Annotated in this window: 20 protein-coding genes; 10 read left to right on the top strand and 10 right to left on the bottom strand. The window is 71.1% G+C overall.

What is annotated here, in order from left to right; all coding sequences use genetic code 11:
• Positions 1–13 precede the first annotated feature (13 nt).
• On the top strand, positions 14–565 hold the full coding sequence (locus tag AC0685_RS31195) for a CGNR zinc finger domain-containing protein (protein WP_478228758.1): 552 nt from the start codon (positions 14–16) through the stop codon (positions 563–565).
• A gap of 67 nt (positions 566–632) precedes the next feature.
• Here AC0685_RS31195 and AC0685_RS31190 read toward each other — a convergent pair whose 3' ends face one another.
• The 5 genes from AC0685_RS31190 to AC0685_RS31170 all read right to left on the bottom strand — a co-directional run bounded on the left by AC0685_RS31190 (position 633) and on the right by AC0685_RS31170 (position 5,581).
• Entirely contained in the window at positions 633–1,421 is a 789-nt protein-coding gene (locus AC0685_RS31190) for an LLM class F420-dependent oxidoreductase (RefSeq protein WP_478228757.1), read from the bottom strand.
• Positions 1,418–2,347 carry a phytoene/squalene synthase family protein gene (locus tag AC0685_RS31185; RefSeq protein ID WP_478228756.1) on the bottom strand — a complete coding sequence of 310 codons (930 nt, stop codon included), beginning with the start codon at positions 2,345–2,347 and terminating at the stop codon, positions 1,418–1,420. The genes AC0685_RS31190 and AC0685_RS31185 overlap by 4 nt, the downstream gene beginning before the upstream one ends.
• Positions 2,344–3,819 (bottom strand): phytoene desaturase family protein, encoded by a 1,476-nt coding sequence (crtI, locus tag AC0685_RS31180; protein ID WP_478228755.1) that lies wholly within the window; start codon positions 3,817–3,819, stop codon positions 2,344–2,346. Before crtI ends, AC0685_RS31185 begins: the two co-directional genes overlap by 4 nt.
• A complete protein-coding gene (locus tag AC0685_RS31175; protein WP_478228754.1) occupies positions 3,819–4,910 on the bottom strand; it encodes a polyprenyl synthetase family protein in 1,092 nt (363 codons plus the stop codon). The genes crtI and AC0685_RS31175 overlap by 1 nt, the downstream gene beginning before the upstream one ends.
• Before the next feature lie 122 nt (positions 4,911–5,032).
• A complete protein-coding gene (locus AC0685_RS31170) occupies positions 5,033–5,581 on the bottom strand; it encodes a CGNR zinc finger domain-containing protein (protein WP_478228753.1) in 549 nt (182 codons plus the stop codon).
• A gap of 47 nt (positions 5,582–5,628) precedes the next feature.
• On the opposite strand from AC0685_RS31170, the gene AC0685_RS31165 reads away from it, so the two are divergent.
• The gene (locus tag AC0685_RS31165) at positions 5,629–6,297 is read left to right on the top strand and encodes an AzlC family ABC transporter permease (RefSeq protein ID WP_478228752.1); all 669 of its coding nucleotides are present in this window, start codon (positions 5,629–5,631) and stop codon (positions 6,295–6,297) included.
• Entirely contained in the window at positions 6,294–6,599 is a 306-nt protein-coding gene (locus tag AC0685_RS31160) for an AzlD domain-containing protein (RefSeq protein ID WP_478228751.1), read from the top strand. The genes AC0685_RS31165 and AC0685_RS31160 overlap by 4 nt, the downstream gene beginning before the upstream one ends.
• Here AC0685_RS31160 and merB read toward each other — a convergent pair.
• Positions 6,596–7,273 (bottom strand): organomercurial lyase, encoded by a 678-nt coding sequence (gene merB / locus AC0685_RS31155; protein ID WP_478228750.1) that lies wholly within the window; start codon positions 7,271–7,273, stop codon positions 6,596–6,598. The genes AC0685_RS31160 and merB overlap by 4 nt on opposite strands.
• Positions 7,274–7,409: 136 nt before the next feature.
• Here merB and AC0685_RS31150 point away from each other — a divergent pair, with 136 nt between their 5' ends.
• The 3 genes from AC0685_RS31150 to AC0685_RS31140 all read left to right on the top strand — a co-directional run bounded on the left by AC0685_RS31150 (position 7,410) and on the right by AC0685_RS31140 (position 11,206).
• A complete protein-coding gene (locus AC0685_RS31150) occupies positions 7,410–8,294 on the top strand; it encodes a methylenetetrahydrofolate reductase (RefSeq protein ID WP_410647071.1) in 885 nt (294 codons plus the stop codon).
• A gap of 42 nt (positions 8,295–8,336) precedes the next feature.
• Positions 8,337–10,022, top strand: coding sequence for a DUF885 domain-containing protein (locus tag AC0685_RS31145; RefSeq protein ID WP_478228749.1), 1,686 nt, complete (start codon positions 8,337–8,339; stop codon positions 10,020–10,022).
• Positions 10,023–10,324: 302 nt separating this feature from the next.
• Positions 10,325–11,206 carry a DMT family transporter gene (locus AC0685_RS31140; RefSeq protein WP_478228748.1) on the top strand — a complete coding sequence of 294 codons (882 nt, stop codon included), beginning with the start codon at positions 10,325–10,327 and terminating at the stop codon, positions 11,204–11,206.
• On the opposite strand, the gene AC0685_RS31135 is transcribed toward AC0685_RS31140, so the two are convergent.
• A complete protein-coding gene (locus AC0685_RS31135; RefSeq protein WP_016332697.1) occupies positions 11,203–11,766 on the bottom strand; it encodes a GNAT family N-acetyltransferase in 564 nt (187 codons plus the stop codon). The genes AC0685_RS31140 and AC0685_RS31135 overlap by 4 nt on opposite strands.
• On the bottom strand, positions 11,763–12,293 hold the full coding sequence (locus tag AC0685_RS31130) for a YbaK/EbsC family protein (protein ID WP_478228747.1): 531 nt from the start codon (positions 12,291–12,293) through the stop codon (positions 11,763–11,765). The genes AC0685_RS31135 and AC0685_RS31130 overlap by 4 nt, the downstream gene beginning before the upstream one ends.
• Before the next feature lie 221 nt (positions 12,294–12,514).
• Here AC0685_RS31130 and AC0685_RS31125 point away from each other — a divergent pair, with 221 nt between their 5' ends.
• The 4 genes from AC0685_RS31125 (at position 12,515) to AC0685_RS31110 (ending at position 15,827) form a co-directional block, all read left to right on the top strand.
• Positions 12,515–12,997 carry an SAV_6107 family HEPN domain-containing protein gene (locus AC0685_RS31125; RefSeq protein WP_340683906.1) on the top strand — a complete coding sequence of 161 codons (483 nt, stop codon included), beginning with the start codon at positions 12,515–12,517 and terminating at the stop codon, positions 12,995–12,997.
• An 89-nt stretch (positions 12,998–13,086) separates the two neighbouring features.
• Positions 13,087–13,851 carry a maleylpyruvate isomerase family mycothiol-dependent enzyme gene (locus AC0685_RS31120; RefSeq protein ID WP_340683905.1) on the top strand — a complete coding sequence of 255 codons (765 nt, stop codon included), beginning with the start codon at positions 13,087–13,089 and terminating at the stop codon, positions 13,849–13,851.
• 127 nt (positions 13,852–13,978) lie between these two features.
• Positions 13,979–14,647 carry a VOC family protein gene (locus tag AC0685_RS31115; protein WP_478228746.1) on the top strand — a complete coding sequence of 223 codons (669 nt, stop codon included), beginning with the start codon at positions 13,979–13,981 and terminating at the stop codon, positions 14,645–14,647.
• A gap of 94 nt (positions 14,648–14,741) precedes the next feature.
• The gene (locus AC0685_RS31110) at positions 14,742–15,827 is read left to right on the top strand and encodes a GNAT family N-acetyltransferase (protein ID WP_478228745.1); all 1,086 of its coding nucleotides are present in this window, start codon (positions 14,742–14,744) and stop codon (positions 15,825–15,827) included.
• 64 nt (positions 15,828–15,891) lie between these two features.
• Here AC0685_RS31110 and def read toward each other — a convergent pair whose 3' ends face one another.
• On the bottom strand, positions 15,892–16,392 hold the full coding sequence (gene def, locus AC0685_RS31105) for a peptide deformylase (RefSeq protein ID WP_037343240.1): 501 nt from the start codon (positions 16,390–16,392) through the stop codon (positions 15,892–15,894).
• 37 nt (positions 16,393–16,429) lie between these two features.
• The gene (locus AC0685_RS31100) at positions 16,430–21,052 is read right to left on the bottom strand and encodes an ATP-dependent helicase (protein ID WP_478228780.1); all 4,623 of its coding nucleotides are present in this window, start codon (positions 21,050–21,052) and stop codon (positions 16,430–16,432) included.
• Positions 21,053–21,193 lie beyond the last annotated feature (141 nt).

Raw genomic sequence — 21,193 nt, 5'->3', positions numbered from 1 at the left:
GTTACAGTGGGATATGATTTCAGCGCAGCGGGATTTTTTGCCGGGCCGTTCGGCTCGGGCGGCGGCGCAACGGGCGGTGGATCTGCTGACGGTGCTGCTGGCGCCGGAACCGTCGGTCGCGTCGGTTCGCGCCGTACTCGAGGCGCACGGCGAGACCTCTGTCGAGTTGAAGCCGTTGGACGTGGCTTCGTTGCGTGAGGCGGCCGCGGAACTGCGCGACGTCTTCGCGGCGCGGGATGTCGCGGAGGCGGCCGGAGTGCTCAACCGGCTGCTGGCTCGTTACGCGCATCCGCCGCGGCTGACCGATCACGCCGACGGGTTCGGCTGGCACCTCCACGTGGACGCCGACGACGACGGGCCGTGGGGCGCGTGGCTGGTGACGTCGTCCGCGCTGGCGCTGGCGGTGTTGCTGGCGGACCGTCAGGCGCCGCCGGGTGGGTTGTGTGCGGCCGCGGGTTGCGGGAAGCCGTTCGTGCACTTGGGCGGGGGGAGCCCGCGGCGGTACTGCTCGACGCGGTGCGCCACCCGGGAGAGGGTCGCGGCTCACCGTCGCGATCGGTCCTGAACGCCATGAAAGGTCCTTTCCTTGCAAAATTTGCAAGGAAAGGACCTTTCCTAGCGCGTGTGAGAGGTCAGGACTGCTGCTTGTCCCGCCAAGCGATCCAGGACCGCAGCTTGTCGAGGTTGTAGTCCGGCCCGCCGGTCGCCACGGTGAACAGCGAGACACCCAGTTCCAGCAGCTTCGGGCCCAGCTCCTCGGGCTCACCCTCGACGGCGACCGAACGCTCGATCTCCTTCGGGTCCCGGCCGACGTCGGCGCAGTGCTGGTCGAGGATCTTGACCTTGCGCTCCACGACCTCCGGGTCGCCGAAGCCGTGCCAGATGTCGGCGTGCTTCGCGACCAGGCGCAGGGTCTTCTTCTCGCCGCCGCCACCGATCAGCACCGGGATGTCCCGGACCGGCTGCGGGTTCAGCTTGCCCAGCCTGCTTTCGATCCGCGGGAGCGCCTCGGCGAGGTTGTCGAGCCGCCCGCCCGCGGTGCCGAACTCGTAGCCGTACTCGTCGTAGTCCTTCTCGAACCAGCCGGAGCCGATGCCGAGGATCAGCCGTCCGTCGGAGATGTTGTCGACGGTGCGGGCCATGTCGGCGAGCAGCTCGGGGTTGCGGTAGCTGTTGCACGTCACCAGTGCGCCGATCTCGACCCGCGATGTGGACTCCGCCCAGGCGCCCAGCATGGTCCAGCACTCGTAGTGCAGGCCCTCGGGCTCACCGTAGAGCGGGTAGAAATGGTCCCAGTTGAAGACGATGTCCACGCCGAGGTCTTCGGCCTCCGAAGCCGCCCGGCGGATGGCCTTGTATTCGGCGTGCTGCGGTTGCAGCTGGACACCGATCCGAATCTTCCTGTTCGCAGCAGTGGTCATGTTCGCAGCCTAAGCCTGGAGTTGCTCCACGCGCTCGCCAGCATCCTCGGCAGCGCGACTCCCAGCCGGCGACGGCGCGGGACGACCGCGCGGGTGTTCAGCACGTCGTAACCCAGTGCCGCGATTTCGTCGAGGATGCCTTCGTAGAGCACGAGCGCGGTCCGCACGCAGTCGCGGGATTCCGCGCGCAGCAACGGGACGCCCGCTTCGGCGCGGCGGTACACCGCCCGGTTGCGCGCCACCGCGACGGCGAGCGCGCGCCGCACCCGCCGGTCGGGCAGCCCGCGGGCACGGGACCATTCGAGCAGTTCGCGGTCGACGCCGAACGCGGCCAGCTCCTCGGTCGGCAGGTACAGCCTTCCCCGGTCGAGGTCTTCGCCGACATCGCGCAGGAAGTTGGTCAGCTGGAACGCTTCACCCAGCGCGGCGGCGCCCGGCACGGCTTCGGCGACCGGGACGACGGTGCCGAAGACGGGCAGCATCTGCAGGCCGATCACCTCGGCCGAACCGTGGATGTACTCCCGGAGATCGGCGTAGGTCGCGTATTCGGTGATCTTGAGATCCATCGCCATGGACCGCATGAAGGCGTCGAACAGCTCGCGGTCCAGGTCGTGGCGCCGCACGGTGTCGGCGAGCGCGGTCAGCACCGGATCGGCGGGCGTGCCGCCGTCGAAGACCCGCGCGACCATGACGGCGACCTCGTCCAGGGCGACCGCGGGATCCGTGCCGGGCGCGGGGTTGTCGACCACTTCGTCCGCCATCCGCGCGAAGCCGTACAACGCGTGCGCGAACGGACGCGTCCGCGCCGGCAGCAGCCGGGTCGCGAGGAAGAACGTGCGGCCGTAATGCGCGTTGATGCGGCGGCATTCGGTGTACGCGGCCCGCAACGACGGCTCGGTGATCCCCGCGGCGTCGAGTTCGTTCATCGGCCGGTGACCCTTCCCGCCGCGAGCCTGCCGGAGATCACCACCGGAGGGATTCCGACGCCCGGTGTGGTCCCGCAGCCCGCCAGTACGACATTTTCCGCCGCTCGCACGAGGTTCCCCGGCCGGAACGGGCCGGTCTGGGCGAAGGTGTGCGCGAGTGAGAACGGTGTGCCCGCGGTGAGCCCGCGCTCCGCCCAGCCCTCCGGGGTGATCGCCTCGTCGACGGAGAAGTCGTCCGCGAACCCGGTGAGGCCGCGCTTTTCCAGTGTGCGCACCAGTTCCGCGCGATAGGCGGGACCGACCCGACGCCAGTCGATCTTGCCGCGGCGCAGGTTCGGCGCCGGGGCCAGCACCGAGATCACCTGGCCGCCGCCGGGGGAGAGGCCCGGTTCGGTCGCGGTCGGCCGGGTCACCAGCAGCGACGGGTCGCTCATCAGCTTGCCTTCGCGGATGATCTCCGAAAACGTCTCTTCCCAGGCGTGACCGAAGAAGATGTTGTGGTGGCCCAGATCCGGCCAGGAGTCCGGCGCGTGCCCGTGCAGGACGACGGCCGATGGCGAGTACCGCAGCGGCAGCGGCCGCCGGGGGCGGGCACCGAGCAACCGGTAGGCGGTGCCGAGTTCGGTGGCGAGAACCACGGTGTCGCAAGGAATCCGCTCGCCCGAGCGGGTCCGCACCGCGCGTACCCGCGAGGAAACCCTTTCCAGCCAAGCGGCTTCGGTGCCGAGCCGCAGTTCCGCCCCGGCGCGCTCGGCGGCGCTCGTCATCGCCCGCGCGATCTCGCCCATCCCGCCCGACGGGTAGTAGACCCCGCCGACGGTGTCCATATAGGAGATGACGCCGTACGCGCCGATCGCGCGCGCCGGATCGAGGCCCGCGTAGAGCGCCTGGAAGGAGAACAGGCGGCGCACCCGGTCGTCGCGCAGGAACCGGCCGATCTTCGGGCCGAGACGGCCGAAACCGCCCAGTGCGGCCAATTTCGCCAGTTCCGGGCGGACGAGATCGAGCGGGGAATCGAAGTTCGCGCCGATGAAGTGGTCCTTCTGGACCGCGTACAGCTCGGTCAGCCAGCGCCGGAGCCTGCGGTAGCCGTCGGCTTCGGCCGGGCCCGCGGCCGCGCGGATCTCGGCCTCCATCGCCGCCGCCTCGGTGTGCACGGCGATCGTGCTGCCGTCGGCGAACCTCGCGCGGTAGGCCGGGTCGAGCCGGGTCAGCGTGAGGTTGTCCGCCACGGATTCGCCGACCGCGGAAAAGGCCTCGTCGAGCAGCTCCGGCATGGTCAGCACGCTGGCGCCGGTGTCGACGGTGTTGCCGCCGAAATCCGCCTGACCGGCCCGGCCTCCAGGGCTCTTGTCCTGCTCCAGCAGGGTCACCCGGCGGCCGGCGCCGAGCAGGTGCAGCGTCGCCGACAGCCCGGCGAGCCCGCCACCGATCACCACCACGTGGTCACTCGGACCGGTGACAGTGCGCATCAGTACGTCCGCTGGGTCGCCTTGACGACCAGCCCGGTCAGCGCGGCGGGAGCGGGCTCGGCCAGGTGAGCGCGGTCCAGCGTCGCCATCGCGGAGTCGGTGAGCTCGTCGATGCGGCGTTCCACCGCGTCGACGGCGCCGACGTCCTGCAGCGCCTCGCGCACGGTCTCGACGGCGTCTTCGGACAGGTGAGCGTCGCCGATGGCGTCGGAGATGACCTTCGCCGCCGCGTCCTTGCCCTGCTCGGCCGCGCCCTGGAGACCCAGCGCGACCAGCAGTGTCCGCTTGCCCTCACGCAGGTCGTCGCCCGCGGGCTTGCCGGTGACCGACGGGTCGCCGAACACCCCGAGCAGGTCGTCCCGCAGCTGGAACGCCACGCCGACCTCGTCGCCGAACTCGCGCAGCGTCGCGATCAGGGCGTCGTCGGCGCCACCGAGCGCGGCACCGAGGTGCAGCGGGCGCTGGACGGTGTACGCGGCCGTCTTGAGCTTGCAGATGTGCAGCGCAGCCTCGGGGGAGGCGTCGCCGGTGGCCTGGGTGCGGACGTCGAGGTACTGGCCGGCGAGGACCTCGGTGCGCATAGCGCGCCACGCCGGCCGCGCCGCCGCGAGGGCCGCGGGCGGCAGCGGTGCCTCGGCGAACATGTCGTCGGCCCAGGCCAGCGCGAGGTCGCCGACCAGAACGGCGGTCGCGAGCCCGAACGTGCTCGGCGAACCCAGCCAGCCGCTGTCGGCGTGGAGCTTCGCGCCCGCGATGTGCACGGTCGGTGAACCGCGGCGCGAGTCGGAGGAATCGATGAGGTCGTCGTGGATCAGCGCGCACGCCTGGATCAGCTCCAGGCTCGCCACCGCCTGCAGCACGCCTTCGACGTCCGGTCCCGCCGGATCGCCGCCCGCGCCGCGCCAGCCCCACCAGGCGAAGGTCGGGCGCAGGCGTTTTCCGCCGCCCAGGACGAACCCGGCCAGCGCGTCGATCCCGACGCCGACGACCGGTTCGGTGCGGCGGATCTCGGCACCGGCGCGCTCGAGGAACCCGGCCAGCGCCCGCTCGACGTGGGCGGGCAGATCGGCGTCGTAGGCGGACGTGTCCATGAGCACATCCTCCGGGAAGCACGTCCCCGTGACCCAGTCGGGTGCCTTCGAATGTGGCGGAACTCGCCGCGTTTAGTCCTCTGAATGCGGTAGTTGCACGCGCAAGGACCGCATTCAGAGGACTAAACGCGGGTCTTGTCGTAGTGCCGCTTCGCCCGCGCCCGGTTGCCGCAGTCCGACGAACTGCACCAGCGCCGTGACCGGTTGCGCGTGTGGTCGGTGAAGACCCAGCCGCAGCCCGGCCCCTCGCATTCGCGGATCCGTTCCATCTTCGTGGATCGAAGCAGTTCCTCGGCCTCCAGCGCGAGGAAGTGCGGCAAGGCGGCGTCGCCCGTCAGCGGCACCGTCCACCGCAACGGCAGGGACGGCGCGAGCTCGGCGTGCCGATACGCCGCGAGCAGGGGCTTTCGCAGTGCCGTGGGGTCCGGCGGAGCCGAGACGAGGACGCGGTAGAGCGTCTCGCGGAAGGCCTTCACCGCCTCCAAGACGGCTTCGGAGATCTCCAGCCGTTCGGTGCGGGCGCCGACCAGGACCACCCACTCGGACAGCCGTTCCGGGGCCGAAAGCCGGTCTTCCCGCCGGGCCGGATCGCGCCGCCAGGAAACGGTGTTGACCAGGTCCAACGGCACGCTTCCGCCGATGCTGTCGTATCCGTTCCAGTGGCCGTCCATGGTTCTCCTAATGGTCAAAAGCAGTTTAGCTTGTTAGTGTCGAGGTCATGACGACGCTCCGGCGGAACTATCTGGCCGGCGCCCGCATCGGGCTCGGGCTGGGTGTCGCGACCTTCGTTCTCGGTGTCACCTTCGGCGCGTACAGCCAAACGCTGGGCTGGGGGATCGCGGCCCCGATCGTCGCGTCGATCCTCGTGTTCTCCGGCTCGGCCCAGTTCGCGATGGCCACCGCGCTCGCGGGCGGCGGGAACCTCGCCGTCGCGGTCGGCGCGGCGGCCCTGATCAACGCCCGGTTCCTGCCGATGGGCGCCGCCGTCGCCTCGGATCTGCGCGGTGGACGCCTGCGTCGCGCGTGGGAGGGCCAGGCCGTCGTCGACGGTTCGTGGGTGGCCGCCCACCTTGGCGAAGGGCGCTTCGATCGCGAAAAGCTCATCGGTTGCACGGTCGTCCAACTGCCCGCATGGGTGCTGGGGACGGTGCTGGGCGTTCTGGCCGCGCCACCACCGGACGTCGTCTCGCGGTTCGGGCTCGACGTCGTGTTCCCCGGCTTCTTCCTGGTCCTGCTCGTCGACGAACTGCGCCGTTCACGGCAGGCTGTCCTCACCGCGGCGCTCGCCGCCTGCCTGGCCGGGGTCCTGGTGCTGTTCGTCCCGGTCGGGCTCGCGCTGATCGGCGCCTCCGCCGCCGCGCTGCTCGGACTGGGGGCGCGGCGATGACGCTCTGGCTCGCCATCGTCCTCGTCGCGCTGGTCAGCATCGGGTTCAAGGCGGCGGGCCCGGTCCTGCTCGGCGACCGGACGCTGCCGCCGCGGCTCGCGAGCGTGATCGCGCTGCTCGCGCCCGCGTTGCTGGCCGGTCTCGTGCTCACGGACGTGGCCGGTCCGGCCTGGTCCGGGCTCGACTGGACCCTCTGCGCCGGCCTTGCCGCGATCGCGGTGACCTACGCGCTGCGCGTGCCGGTGCTCGCCGCGATCCTCTGCGGGGTCGTCGTCACCGCCGTTCTGCGCTTCCTGGTCTAGCTCCAGAACGGGCCGCTCAACCCGGCCTGGGCGAAGTACGCGGCCGCGGCGGCCGGATCCCGGCGGGTGTACCCGTGCTCCAGCCTGCCCTCGTACCACCCCGCCGCGAGCCGCCACAGCGTCGCCAGATCCATGACGTATCCCTTGTCCTGCCCCGTTTCCGCCAGCCATCCGTCCACACAGGACTCACCGCAGAACAGGCGCTGGTTGTCGCAGGTGTGCACGACGTCGTCCCACATCCGCGCCACCGGCACCAGGAAGTGCGCGACCAGCCTGCCCTTCGGCGGAGTGCGGTCGTTCACCAGCAGGGCGTGCGGCTCGCCGCAGCCGCGGCAGCGCGTGGACACCAGCACCTCGGGTTCGGCCTTGACCAGATGGGGGATCGCGAACGCGTCCCACGCGCAGCCGCCCCACCACAGCGTGTGCGCGCCCATCACGGAGAATCCCAGCGGAATCGCCGCGAACGGATGCGCCAGCACGACGTGTTCGCATTCGTCGAGCACGAGATGCCGTCGCTCCGCGAGCCGGTGCAGTGCCTGTTTCGCCACCGCGAGTGATCCGTGGGCGGCGTCGGCCAGTTCGGGGGCCGTCGGCGGCCTCCCGTGCTCGGCGAACGCGCGGTAGACCGTGACGCGGACGTCCTCATCCCAGCTTGTGTCGGTTTCGGCGCTCATGGCGGCTCCCTGTGCTCGTCACCGAGTCTCCCCAGCCCGGCTCCACTCGGCAACCGCTCGTACGTGGCTGAAGTCGCACGCCCATAGCCTGAGAGGGGGCTCCCAGCCAGCGGACATTCCCCCCTAAAATGGCGGAATGACTTCGGTGGTCGAGCGGTTGCAGGGTGATGGACCCGTGTTCTCCATCGAGTTCTTCCCGCCCCGCGACGCGGCAGACGAGGCCGTGCTGTGGAAATCGATCCGGGAACTCGAGCCGCTGGACCCGGCGTACATGTCGATCACCTACGGCGCCGGCGGCTCCAGCCGGGACGGCACGATCCGCAGCATCGCCCGCGTCGCCACCGAAACCACGCTGGTGCCGATGGCGCACCTCACCGCCGTGAACCACTCGGTCGCGGAACTGCGCAACGTCATCGGCTGGTACGCCGCCGTCGGCGTGCGGAACATCCTCGCGCTGCGGGGCGACCCGCCGGGCGACGTCTACGGCGACTGGGTCCCGCATCCGGAGGGGCTCAACTACGCCGAGGAACTCGTCGAGCTGGTGCGTTCGCTCGGCGACTTCTGCGTCGGCGTATCGGCCTTTCCGTACGGCCACCCCAGGTCGGCGAACCTCGAAGCCGACACCGAGTACCTCGTGCGCAAGCTCCGCGCCGGCGCGGATTTCGCGATCGCGCAGCTGTTCTTCGAGCCGGAGGACTTCCTCCGCCTGCGCGACCGGGTGGCGGCCACGGGCTGCGAGGCGCTGGTCATCCCCGGCATCATGCCGCTGACCACGCCGCGGACACTGCACACGTCCATCAAGCTGTCCGGCGCGCCGGCGCCGCGGCGGCTGCTGGACCGGCTCGAACCGCTGGCCGGCGACCCCAAGGCCTTCCGCGCCGAAGGGATCGACGCGGTGACCGAACTGGGCGAGCGGCTCATCGCCGAAGGCGTCCCCGACCTGCACTTCTACACGTTCAACCGGTCCAAGGCCACGCGTGAGGTGGTCAGCAGGCTCGGGCTGGTCCCGGCCCGCGCGTAACTCCGTACCGAAGTCGCCCGCCATCCCGGTAGCGTGCCGGTCATGGCTTCAACCGCGCGAAGTGTGCACCAGATCTGTGACCGGTACGTCGACGACTACGCCGCGGCCGACCCGGTCGCCGCGACGACGTTCGGCATCTCCGGATACGACGACCAGCTGACCGACTACTCGCCCGCCGGGCACGCGGCGCGGGCCGCCATCGCCGCCCGTGCGCTGGCCGACATCGAAGCGGCCGAACCCGCCGACGACGGCGAGCGCGCGGCCAAGGCGGTGTTCACCGAGCGGATCGGGTTGCACCTGGAGATCCACGAGGCGGGTCTCGACATCGCGGCGCTGAACGTGATCGAAAGCCCCGTGCAGGAACTGCGCATGGTCTTCGACTTCATGCCCACCGACACCGCGGAGGACTGGGCGACGATCGCCGCCCGGATGGCGAGGGTGCCCGAAGCGCTCGACGGTCTCCGCGCCTCGCTGCTCGCGGCCGCGGACGCCGGCCGGGTGTCGGCGTTGCGGCAGGTCGGCAAGGTCGCCGAACAGGCCGAAACCTGGGCCGGTCTGAAGGACGAGGCCGGTTTCTTCGAAACTCTCGTCTCGGGCGCGAAGGACGTCGACGAGAAGCTCCGCACCGAACTCGGTCAGGCCGCTCACGCCGCGCAGGAGGCGTACGCGGAGTTCGCCGGTTTCCTCCGCGCCGAACTCGCCCCGCTGGCGCCGGTCAAGGACGCCGTCGGCGCCGAGGTCTACCGGCTGTGGTCCCGGTTGTTCACCGGAGCCACCTTCGACCTGGACGAGGCCTACGCCTGGGGCTGGGCCGAGTTCACCCGTATCGAGACGGAGATGCGCGAGGTCGCCGGCCGGGTCAAACCCGGCGCCACCCTCGCCGAGGCGGCCGCCGTCCTCGACGCCGACCCCAAGTACGTCGTGCGCGGCCGGGCGGAATTCCAGGCCTGGATGCAGAACCTGTCCGACAACGCGCTGAAGTCGTTGCGCGGCAAGCACTTCGACATCTCCGACCGGGTGATGGCGCTGGAGTGCAAGATCGCCCCGCCCGGTGGCACCGTCGGCGCGTACTACACCGGCCCGAGCGAGGACTTCTCCCGCCCCGGCCGCATGTGGTGGTCGCTGCCGCAGGGCCGGGACGAGTTCACCACCTGGCGCGAGGTCAGCACCGTCTACCACGAGGGCGCGCCGGGTCATCACCTGCAGATCGCGACCGCGGTCGACCAGTCGGAGTCGCTCAACAAGTACCAGCGGCTGCTGGCGTTCACCTCCGGGCACGCCGAGGGCTGGGCGCTGTACTCCGAGCGGCTGATGGAGGACCTCGGGTTCCTCTCCGACGACGGCGAACTGTTCGGCATGCTGTCCGAGCAGCTGTTCCGTGCCGCGCGGGTGATCGTCGACATCGGCATGCACCTGGAGCTGGAGATCCCGGCGGGTACCGGCTTCCACGAGGGCGAGCGGTGGACGCCCGAACTGGGCCTGGAGTTCATGCTCACCCGGACCGTCACCGACCCGGCCCACGTGCACGACGAGATCGATCGCTACCTGGGCTGGCCGGGGCAGGCGCCGTCGTACAAGCTCGGCGAACGGCTCTGGCTCACCGCCCGCGACGAGGCCCGCGCGCGGCAGGGCGACGCGTTCGACATCAAGCAGTTCCACACGCGGGCGCTGGCGCTCGGCGGGATGGGGCTGGACACCCTGCGGGAGATGCTGGCCGCGCAGGACTGAGCCCGCCGCTCCCCTTTGGACGTGCTAGGAACGGTCCTTTCCTTGCGAAATTCGCAAGGAAAGGACCGTTCATTGCATCCGGAGGACGCCTCCGCATGCCGGAATTCACGTGCGTCCGGTGCCAAGGCCTTGGTAGGTTCCGTCCGTGCACCGGATCTTTCTCGTCACCCCACCCCCCGCTTCCTGAGCGGGGTGTCTCCGGCCGCGCGGCGTTCCAGCCGCCCGGCCGATCCGTGCTGCACTGAAGCACCCCGCGTCGTCGACGTCCTTTCCGACAGACACAGACGCAGGAGCGTTTCCCCATGTCCGTTGCCGTACCCACGCGCGCCCGATCGTCGGCCGCGCTCGTCCTCGCCGGAGTCCTCTGGGGGACCGGCGGTCTCGCCGGATCCCTGCTCGCCTCCCGGGCGGGCCTCCATCCACTGAGTGTCGCCGCGTACCGGCTGCTCATCGGCGGCGTGATCGCCACCGGCTATCTCTGTCTCACCGGGAGCCTCCGCGGTTTCCCCCGCACTCCTGAGGTCCGCCGCCGTCTGCTCGCCGTCGGCGGCCTGTTCGCCCTCTTCCAGACCAGCTACTTCGCCGCGGTCTCGCTGAGTTCCGTGAGCGTCGCGACGATGACCACCATCGGCAGCGCGCCCGTCCTGCTCGCCGTCGCGACGGCCGTCAAGACCCGCCGCCTGCCCGGAGCGTGGACGGCGGTGTCCGTGGCCGGGTCCCTCGTCGGGCTCGCGCTGCTGCAGTGGACGCCCGGACAAGAGGTCGACGTCGCCGGAGTGCTGTTCGCCCTGCTCGCAGCGGCTGGGTTCGCCGTGCTGACGCTGGTGACCGCGACCCGCGTCGAAGGCCTCGATCCCTTGCCCACCACGGCTTTCGGCTGCCTGATCGGCGGCGCCGCGCTTGCCCCGGCCGCGCTGTGGTTCGGGATGGCGGTGCCGGTTCAGGCCGACGTGCTCGCGCTCGTCGTCTACTTCGGCGTCGTGCCGACGGCGCTGGCGTACGCCGCGTACTTCCGCGGTCTCGAAAGCGCGCATCCCGTACTGGCCGCGTTGTCCGCCCTGCTCGAACCGTTGACCGCCGCGCTGCTGTCCATGGCCGTGCTCGGGGAACGGCTCGGCGCCGTGGGCTGGTGCGGCGCGGTGGTGCTCATCGCCGCGCTCACGGTCGCCTACTCGAAACCCTAGAGCGGCAGCGTCCGGCCGAGGATCGCGAACGGCCGCGGATCCCCGGCGAAGTGGTAGTCCCGCAGCACGTCGACGAAGCCGACCCGCCGGTACAGGTTCCAGGCCCGGCTGGTGCCTTCCGGCGTGGAAAGGAGGACGTGGGCGCTGGGCACGCCGTCGAGCAGCCGTCGCAGGAGGTCCTCGCCGATCCGCTTCCCCTGGCTTTCGGGGCTGACGTGGATCTCGGTGAGCTCGAAGTAGTCGGACATCCAGTGCTCGGCGGCGGCCTGGCCCTCACGCCGGGTCAGGCCGTGGCGGACCTGCTCGTGCCACCACTGGCCGCCGCGGCCCTTGTAGCCGTAGGCGAGCCCGAGCAGGACGCCGTCCGCGTCGAGCGCGGCCATGCAGCGCCAGCCTTCGCGCAGCGCGTGCGTGAGCCACATCGGCGCGCGTTGCTCCGCCGTGCCTTCGGGGTAGCGCATGGCGTTGACGTAGATGGTCAGCGCCTCGGGGAGCCGGGCGCGGAACTCGTCCGCGGACAGCTGGACGTAACGGGTGCATTCCGAGGACATCGCGGTCACGGGCGCCCATCCTGCCCGTCGCCCGCGACGTCCGCGGGAGTGCCCCCGGTCAGCGCGACGAGGCCGTCGAACGTCGTGGGGTACACCGACTTCGGATGCCCGGCGGCGGCCCAGACGACTTCGTGGGCACGTAACGCGGTGTCGACGAGGGTGGTCAACGCCTTCGGGTGACCGACCGGGGCGACGCCGCCGATCGGCTGCCCGGTGTGCGCGCGGACGAACTCCGCGTCCGCCTTGCCGATCTCGTCGGCTCCGGTCAGCGAGGCCAGCAGCCCGGTGTCGGCGCGGTGCGCGCCCGACGTCAGGACGAGCAGGGCCGTTTCGGTGTCGCCGGTGCGGCTTCGGAAGACGAGACTGTTCGCGATCGCGCCGACCTCGACACCGAGCGCTTCGGCGGCCTGCGTGGCCGTACGGACTTCGGCGGGGAGGATGCGGATCCCGTCGGCGGCGGCGTGCTGGCCCGCCTCGGCGAGCGCGGCCGCGACCTTGGCCACCGAGGGATGACCGGACCGGTCGATGGTGCTCATACGCCTATGAGATCACGTGGCCGATGCCGTGTCCCGCACCACATGCGGCGATCACCCCGGTACGGGGTTGAGGAATGGGGCACTTCGGGGTTACATTGGAGTTGTTCGAACAGACGTTCGACATTCGGTGAGCGCGCACCGGTAGGTGCCCGGCGCGGGGGCGGGGGAAGCGCCTCGGCGCCGGGCACCGGCAGGCGCTCACGTACAGGAGGAGGGTCGTCATGTCCGTTTCGGTCGTGTCCCCCGACGAAGCCGAGAGGCCGGGGGGCACCGCGCAGCCCGCCCTGCCGATGTCGTTGCGCCCGCCGGCACCACCCGCGGCGGTCTCCTTGTACGCACAGGCGAGGCGGGGGCTCGCCGAAGCAGAGCGGGAGAGCGATCCCGCGGAGCGGTTCATCGGGGCGTATCTCGCCGCGCTGCGGGGCGCGGCAGCGGTACTGGAGGCCCGCGGCCGTCCGCACCGGGGCCGTGCCCGGCCGGCGAGCGGCTGGGTACTGCTCGACTCCGTCGCGCCCGAGCTGAAGGAATGGGCGGCGTTCTTCGCGGCCAATTCGGCGACGCGGGCCGCCGCGCAGGCGGGCATCACCGGAAAGGTCACCGTCGAGCTGGCGGACGAGCTGACCCGGGCCGCCACGGTGTTCCTGGAATTGGTGCGACGGGTGGTGCACGGGCTGCCGATGGGTGACTCGGCGCATGTGGCCTGAGCAGCCTGTCGGCCGGAGCGTGAACCCGCTGTGCCGATTCACACGCGGGTTCACCTAGAGACAGAGTCACCGCGGAGAGGGGGTGCCCGATGGCCGGGCAGGCCATGATCGACCAGGGCAGGTTCCTGGAAGTGATCGGCGCCGAAACCGAGTTGATGGCCCAGGTGGCGCACACCGCGTCCGCCGACGCGCCGGTCCCGACCTGCCCTGGCTGGACGCTCGGCGAGGTCCTCAGGCACGTGGGCAGCGTGTACCGGGTCACCCGCCGCTGGATCACCGACGGACGGCGTCCCGAGCACTGGCAGCGCAAACCGGGGCCGGGACAGCACCTGGAGGAGTACTTCCGCGAGGGCAGGGACGAACTCGTCGCCGAACTGTCCGCCCACGACCCGGACGAACTGGCGCCGACCTGGTGGCCGGCGGACCGCAGCTACGGGTTCTGGCGGCGGCGGATGGCGCACGAGACGACGATCCACCGGATCGACGCGGAGAGCGCGGCAGGCCGGGAAGTGTCGGAGATCCCCGAAGACGTGGCACTCGACGGGATCGACGAGGCGCTGGTGCTCTGGTTCGGCCAGCGGCTGCCGTTGCTCGGACTGTCCGGCACCAAGACCGGCTCGGTCGGCGTGCGCACCGCGGGCCACACCTGGATCGCCAGGGCGGGGCCCACGGAAACGGTCGCCTGGCGGTGCTCGGCCGAGGAGGCCCAGCGCGCGGACGACCTGATCACCGGGAAGCCGGACAAGATCTACCGCTGGCTCTGGGGCCGGGCGGGCCCGACGGCGGTGACGGTCAGCGGAGACCAGGACATGGCGGGACAACTCTGGGCCCTTCTGCGGCTCGCGACCCGATGACCGGTCGGTGGGGAAGCCAAACCGGTCACGCCAGTCGGCGGAGCTGAAGATGTGCCCGAGAAGCGACCGAACTCCGGTTCACCTGAGACGCACAGAAGTGTCGGTGGTGCCGTCTAGGTTCACCGGTGTGGCAGCACAGCTGGTGAACCTGGTCTTCGACTCGGCCCTTCCCAGAGATCTGGCGGGTTTCTGGGAAGGGCTGTTCAGCTGGGACGCCCCGTTCCAACCGGCGTTCCGCTCCGAGGCGGGCCCCAAACGGGGCAAGAACCGCCTGCACCTGGATCTGGCGAGCCGTTCGCCCGAGCACCAGGCCGAGCTGGTGGACCGCGCGCTGTCCCTCGGCGCACGGCATATCGACATCGGCCAGGGCCCGCCGGAGGAGAAACGGGTGCCGTGGGTGGTGCTCGCGGACCCCGAGGGCAACGAGTTCTGCGTCCTCGAGCCGCGCGAGCAGTACGAGGGCGCCGGCGCGATCGCTTCGGTCGTCACCGACGCCCTCGACCCGGAGCGGCTGGCGCGGTTCTGGGCGGCCGCCCTGGGCTGGGAGGCCGGCGTCCGGGAAGAGGCGATCGTCGGCCTGCGGCCACCGGACGGCCGCGGCCCGTGGATCGAGTTCCTCGCCACGCGGGAGGAGAAACGGCACAGGAACAGGCTGCGCTTCGAGATCGCGCCACGGCGAGGCAAGAGCCGGGCGGCCGAAGTCCGGCGCCTGCGGGAGCTGGGCGCGTCAGGGCAGCGTGGCGATGCGATGGTGGATCCGGAGGGCAACGAGTTCAGCGTGCTTTCTCCCCGCTGAGTGTTTCGCCGGGGTTGCGCGGTGGCGTCGAACGCTGACCTGAGCGAAACACTCGCGCCGTGGGCAGGCAACAACCGGCCGGGACCGTGGAGTCATGGAGACCTATCGAGCCCGGCCCACCCTGGTCCATCCCGGCGAAGAGACCGCGGCCGCGTCGGCATGGCGTGTCCGGATCCGCGTGGACGACCGGCCCGGCACCCTGGCCAGGATCGCGATCCGGCTCGCCGACCTCGAATGCAATATCCTCGGACTGTCGGTGCTCCCGGTCCCCGGCGGCGTGCTCGACGAGATCGTCCTGCGGCCGGCCACCGGTCTGCCGCGTCAACTGCTCATCGACGCGATCCGCGACGAAGGATGCGAATGCTCCGCCGTCATCGACGCGGATCTGGCCGAACTGGTCGACCCTGCCACCGCGACGCTCACCGCGGCCAAGAGGGCCGTCGAGGAGCCCGGTGGCCTCGCGGAAGTGCTCCGCGGCGTCCTCGCGGCCGACGTCGTCACCAAGGTCCCGTCGATCGAGGCGAACCCGGCCCGCACGGAAGGCGGGCACCGCGCGGTGTTCCCGGCAGGGGACGGCGCCGCGTTCGTCGCGCGCCGCCGGTGGTCACCGTTCGTCGAACTGGAACTGAGCCGCGCCGTCGCGCTGGTCGGCCTGACCACCGCCGTCCGCGACAACGTGACCGGTCCGATCGTGCTCGACCGGGCCGACGGCGCCGCGATCGTCCTGCGCAAGGGCGTCCCCGGTGACGCGGAAGCGGTGTCCGCGCTGCACCAGAGATGCTCGATGACGACGCTCTTCCACCGCTATCACACCGGAATGCGCGCCGTGCCGCGTCGCTGGCTGCACCGGCTCCTGATGCCGCCGCGCGGGATCAGCCTGCTCGCGGTCTGCGGCCGTGACGTGATCGGTCTCGGCCAGCTGATCCCGGCTGCCGAGGGCGGCGCGGCCGAAGTCTCGCTCCTGGTCGAGGATTCCTGGCAGCGCCAAGGCATCGGCACGGCTTTGCTCGCCCGGCTCGCCACTCTGGCCGTGGCCAAGGGGGAGCGCGAACTCACCGCCGTCTGCCTGCCCGGCGACGACTCCCTCCACCGCACCGCCACCCGTGTGGGGCTCCGGCCCGAACGCGCCCCCGGCGACCCCGGCACCCTGCGCTTCCGGCTCCCCGACCCGCGCGTTTAGTCCTCTGAACGCGGTAGTTCGGGTTACCAACCACCGCATTCAGAGGACGAAATGCGGGAGTGGGTCAGCGGTTCCAGAACCAGTCTTTGCCGCGGGCCTCGCCCAACGCGCGCTTCTTGCGTTCCGGGGTGAGCCGTTCCAGGTAGAGCTTGCCGTCGAGGTGATCGGTCTCGTGCTGCAGGCACTGGGCGAGCACGTCGACGCCTTCGACCTCGACCGGCTCGTTACGCAGGTCGACACCGCGCACCACGGCGTGCTTCGCGCGGACGACCGGGAACCACAGCTCCGGCACGGACAGGCAGCCCTCGCCGATCTCGTGTGTTTCTTCGGACAGCTCGACGATCTCGGGGTTGATCACGTACCCGCTCAGTCCGCCGACGTCGTAGCTGAACACCCGCAGCCCGACCCCGATCTGCGGCGCCGCGAGACCCGCGCGCCCGGCCGGTTTCACCCCGTCCATCAAATCGGTCACCAGCGACTCGATCTTCTTGTCGAATGTCGTGACCGGGTCGCATACGGTCTTGAGCACGGGATCCCCGAAATAGCGCAGGTCGCGCATCACCATGGTCGAACGTCCTTCTCCGCAGGTCTGAGCGGTGATTCTAGGCCCGCAGGCGCAACCCTTTGGGAGTCGCCCGGAAACCCGCCTCCTGAAGGACGGCCGAAAGCTCCGAAGTGAGCGCCACCTCGCCGTCGGCCTTCTGCACCGCGAGCTGCCCCAGCCAGCCTTCCCGCACCGCCGTGGACAGCGCCCGCGCGGCCGAGCGCAACCTGTCCTGATCCTCGGTGAAACTCAGCAGCGACCGGCCGCCGCGTTCGACGTACATCGCCGGGACACCGTCCACGAGTACTGCCAGCGCGCCCGCTTTCCTTGCCGGACGGTGCTTCGTGTCTCCTGTCGCGGCAGGCCATGGCAACGCGGCACCGTAGGGCTGGGCCGGGTCGGCGGCGGCGAGGACGACGGCGCCTTCGGTGGTGGTGCGCTGGTTCCCCGACTGCGCGCGCAGCCTGTCGACGGCGCCCTTCGCCGCGAACTGCGCCGCGCCGAGTCCTTCGACCACGTACCCCCGGACGACCTGCCCCGAATCCTCCATGCCGCGTAAAACCTTGTAGATTCCTGAAAAACCGCCCGTCACACGCTCGGTATCGAGGGCGCCGCGGGTGAGGACGCCGTGCCGTTCCAGGAAGGCCTCCGTCCGCGCCAGCGCGCGCCTGGTCGGATCGGCTTCGCGTCCCGGGGCCAGTGCCCAGCGGCCGGCCACCGTCGGCGGCCCGGTGCGCGAAGGCATCGCCGGACGCCCGGCCCGAAGCCGCGCGTACCGGCCGCGAGGAGCCTGTCGCCGTGGCTTGTGCGCCGCGCCGGAACCGGAGACCTGCGCCCGCAGCGGGCCCAGCGTGTCCCCGGTGACCAGACCGGCCCACACGAGATCCCACAGCGCCGCCACGACTTCGCCGTCGCCGGGCGGGGTTTCGACCATCGGCGACACCCGGTCCACGAGCTGACGGAAGAACTGCGCTCCACCCTCCAATGTGGACAGAATGGCCTCGTGGAGCGGGCCGGAGGGCAAATCGTCGTCGAGATCCGGCAACAGCAGATCGGCGACGTCCGTGGGGGCGAGCGCCAGCCAGCCGTCCCCGCCGGACAGGGATCCGCAGCCGCACCAGGTGACCTCGCCCGCCGTGGTGAGTTCGTCCAGCAGCGACGGGGTGTAGCCGGGCAGCCTGCTCGGCAGGATCAGCGACTCGACGGCGCTCGCCGGGAGCGGGGCACCGGCCAGCTGCTCGACCACGGACAGCACGTCGTCCGCCGTCGGCGCGGACCGCACTCGTGCGCCGATGCCGTGCCACGAGGGCAGGAACCGCCCCAGTGCGGCCGGTTCGACCGGCTCCACCTCGGCCCGCAGCCGGGCCAGCGACGCCCGCCGGAGCCTGCGCAGCACCGACGCGTCGCAGAACTCCATCCCGACGCCGTGGGTCTCCGGATGCCCGACGGGGCTCAGCTCGCCGCGGACCAGCCTGCCCTGCGCGGTCAGCCTGTCCAGTACGCCGGTGACCACGGCAGTCCCGAGGCCGAACCGCTCGGCCGCCTGCCGGGCGCTGAACGGGCCGCGGCTGCGCGAATAGCGCGACAGCAGGTCACCGACGGGATCCTCGACCGGCTCGGTGAACGCCTCCGGCACCCCGACCGGAAGCGCGGTGCCCAGCGCGTCGCGTACGCGGCCGGCGTCCTCGATGGCGATGAAGCGTTCTCCGCCGCCGATACGGACCCGGATCACCCGCCGCGCGGCCTCCAATTCCTCCAGCCATTCCCGCTGGATGCCGCGCGCGGCGGCCTCCTCGATCGAGAGATCGCCGAGGAACCGCAACAGATCCGCGGCGTCTTCGGCGTTGCGGGCGTGCCTGTCCGGATCGAGGCGTTGCAACGAGCGCTCGACTTCGGCGACGACCTCGGCGTCCAGCAGTTCGCGGATCGCCTCGGTGCCGAGCAGTTCGGCCAGCAGCGTCGAATCCAGTGCCAGCGCCGCCGCGCGCCGTTCCGCGAGCGGGGCGTCGGTCTCGTACAGGAACATCCCGACGTAGCCGAAGAGCAGGCTGCGCGCGAACGGGGACGCCGACGGTGTCTCGACCTCGACCAGCTTGACCTTGCGGGACCGGACGTCGGTCATCAGCTCGCGCAGCCCGCCGACGTCGTACACGTCCTGCAGGACTTCCCGCATCGCCTCCAGTACCACGGGGAACCGCTCGTACTTGGCCGCGACCGAAAGCAGCTGGGACGCGCGCTGCCGCTGCTGCCACAGCGGGGTGCGGCGGCGCGGATCCCGGCGGGGGAGCAGCAGCGACCGTGCCGCGCATTCCCGGAACCGCGCGGCGAACAGCGCGGAACCACCGACCTCGGCGACGATCAGCTGCTCGACTTCTTCCGGATCGAGCAGCACGTCCTCGACGCCGATGGTGACCTCGGCGCCGTCCATGTCCAGCGCCTCGGGCAGCCGCAGCACGATGCCGTCGTCGGAATGCGCGACCTGGGCGTCGACCCCGCGGTTCTCCCGCAGCCGGGCCGCGATCGCGAGCGCCCACGGTGCGTTGACCTGCGCGCCGAACGGCGAGTGCAGGATGACCCGCCAGTCACCCAGCTCGTCGCGAAACCGTTCCAGCAGCACGGTTTTGTCGTTCGGCACATGCCGCGTGGCCGACTTCTGCTCTTCCAGGTACGCCAGCAGGTTGTCGCAGGCGTACTCGTCCAGCCCGGCGACGGCCGCGCGTTCCCTGGCCGCCGATGGCTCCGAAGTGGACAGTTCGCGGACGAACGCGCCCAGCGCCCGCCCCAGTTCCAGCGGGCGGCCGGGGGCGTCGCCCTTCCAGAACGGCATCCGGGCGGGCTCGCCCGGCGCGGGGACCACGATCACGCGGTCGTGGGTGATGTCGGTGACCCGCCAGGAGGAGGTGCCGAGCAGGATCGTGTCCCCGACGCGGGACTCGTAGACCATCTCCTCGTCGAGCTCGCCCACGCGCGACCCGGGCTTGCCGTCGGAACCCGGCGTCATCACGGTGAACAGGCCGCGGTCGGGGATCGTGCCGCCCGAGGTCACCGCCAGCCGCTGCGACCCCGGACGGCCGTGCAGTTCGCCGGTGACCCGGTCCCAGGTGATCCGGGCGCGCAGTTCGCCGAACTCCTCACTGGGGTACCGGCCGGCGAGCATGTCGAGCACGGCCAGCAACGCGTCGTCCGGCAGGGACGCGAACGGCGCCGCGCGGCGGGCCAGGGCGGCCAGCTCGTCGACCGTCCACGATTCGAGCGCCACCATCGCCACGATCTGCTGCGCGAGCACGTCCAGCGGATTCCGCGGATACCGCACCGCCTCGATCGCCCCGGACGCCATCCGTTCCGCCACCACCGCGCAGGAGACGAGGTCGCCGCGGAACTTCGGGAACATCACCCCGCTCGACACCGCGCCGACCTGGTGCCCGGCCCGGCCGACCCGCTGCAGTCCCGAAGCGACCGTCGGCGGCGCCTCGATCTGCACGACGAGATCGACCGCGCCCATGTCGATGCCCAGTTCCAAGGAGGACGTCGCCACGACGCACGCCAGCCGCCCGGACTTGAGCTCCTCTTCCACATGGGTGCGCTGCTCACGCGACATCGAGCCGTGGTGCGCCCGCGCGATCACCGGTGCCGCGCCGGTGGTGAGCCCGGACTGGCCGATCGCCTCGGCCGGATACCGCTGATCCGGCTCCAGCTCGCTCTGTTCCGCCACGAGTTCGTTGAGCCGGGCGGTCATCCGCTCGGTGAGCCGCCGCGAGTTGGCGAACACGATGGTCGACCGGTGCGCCTGGATCAGTTCGAGGACGCGTTCCTCCACCGCGGGCCAGATCGACGGCCGCCGCGGCGCACCGTCGATGTCCTCCAGCGATCCGGGCAGACGCGCGAGGCCGGCGTCGAGGTCTTCGTTCTGCTTCGGCCCCTGAGGACCGTCGAGATCGGCCATGTCCTCGACCGGAACTTCGACGCGGACCTCGATCGTCTTCGCGAGCTTCGGCTGGACGACGGTGACCGGCCTGCCGCCCGCCAGGAACGAGGCGACCTCGTCGATCGGCCGGACCGTCGCCGACAGCCCGATCCGCTGGGCGGGTTTCTCCAAGAGGGCGTCGAGCCGTTCCAGGGACAGGGCCAGATGCGCGCCGCGTTTGCCGCCCGCGACCGCGTGCACCTCGTCGATGATCACCGTCTCCACGCCGCGCAGCGAATCGCGGGCGGAGGAGGTGAGGATGAGGAACAGCGACTCCGGCGTGGTGACCAGCACGTCCGGCGGGGTCTTGCCGAACGAGCGCCGCTCGGCGGCGGTGGTGTCGCCCGTCCGCATGCCGACGCCGATGTCCGGGACCGGCAGCCCGAGCCGCCGCGACGCCTGCGAGATACCCGCCAGCGGTGCCCGCAGGTTGCGCTGGACGTCGACCGCCAGGGCCTTCAGCGGAGAGACGTAGAGGACGCGGCAGCGTTTCCTCGGCTCGGACGGCGGAGGCTCGACCGACAGCCTGTCCAGCGCCCAGAGGAAGGCCGACAACGTCTTGCCCGATCCCGTGGGGGCCACGACCAGCGCGTGTTCCCCCGCGTGCGCGGCACGCCACGCGCCCTCCTGCGCGCGGGTGGGCGCGGCGAAGGCCCCGGTGAACCAGTCCCTGGTCGCGGGGGAGAAGAGGTCGAGTACGTGTGCCACGCCCTCCATACTGCGCCGGACCACCGACAGTTTCGCTCCGAGGGCTGTGACGAGGCACCCGGTCGGGGACGAGTTCGGCGGGTTCCGCACGTGCGGTGACCTCGCTCGTGGGAGCATCACCGCCAGCGCGGCCGGATCGGTACTGGGGCG

This window comes from Amycolatopsis sp. NPDC043889 (assembly GCF_056435645.1).
Note: the sequence above shows the minus strand (reverse complement) of the source record. Positions and strands in the feature narration are given on the sequence as shown.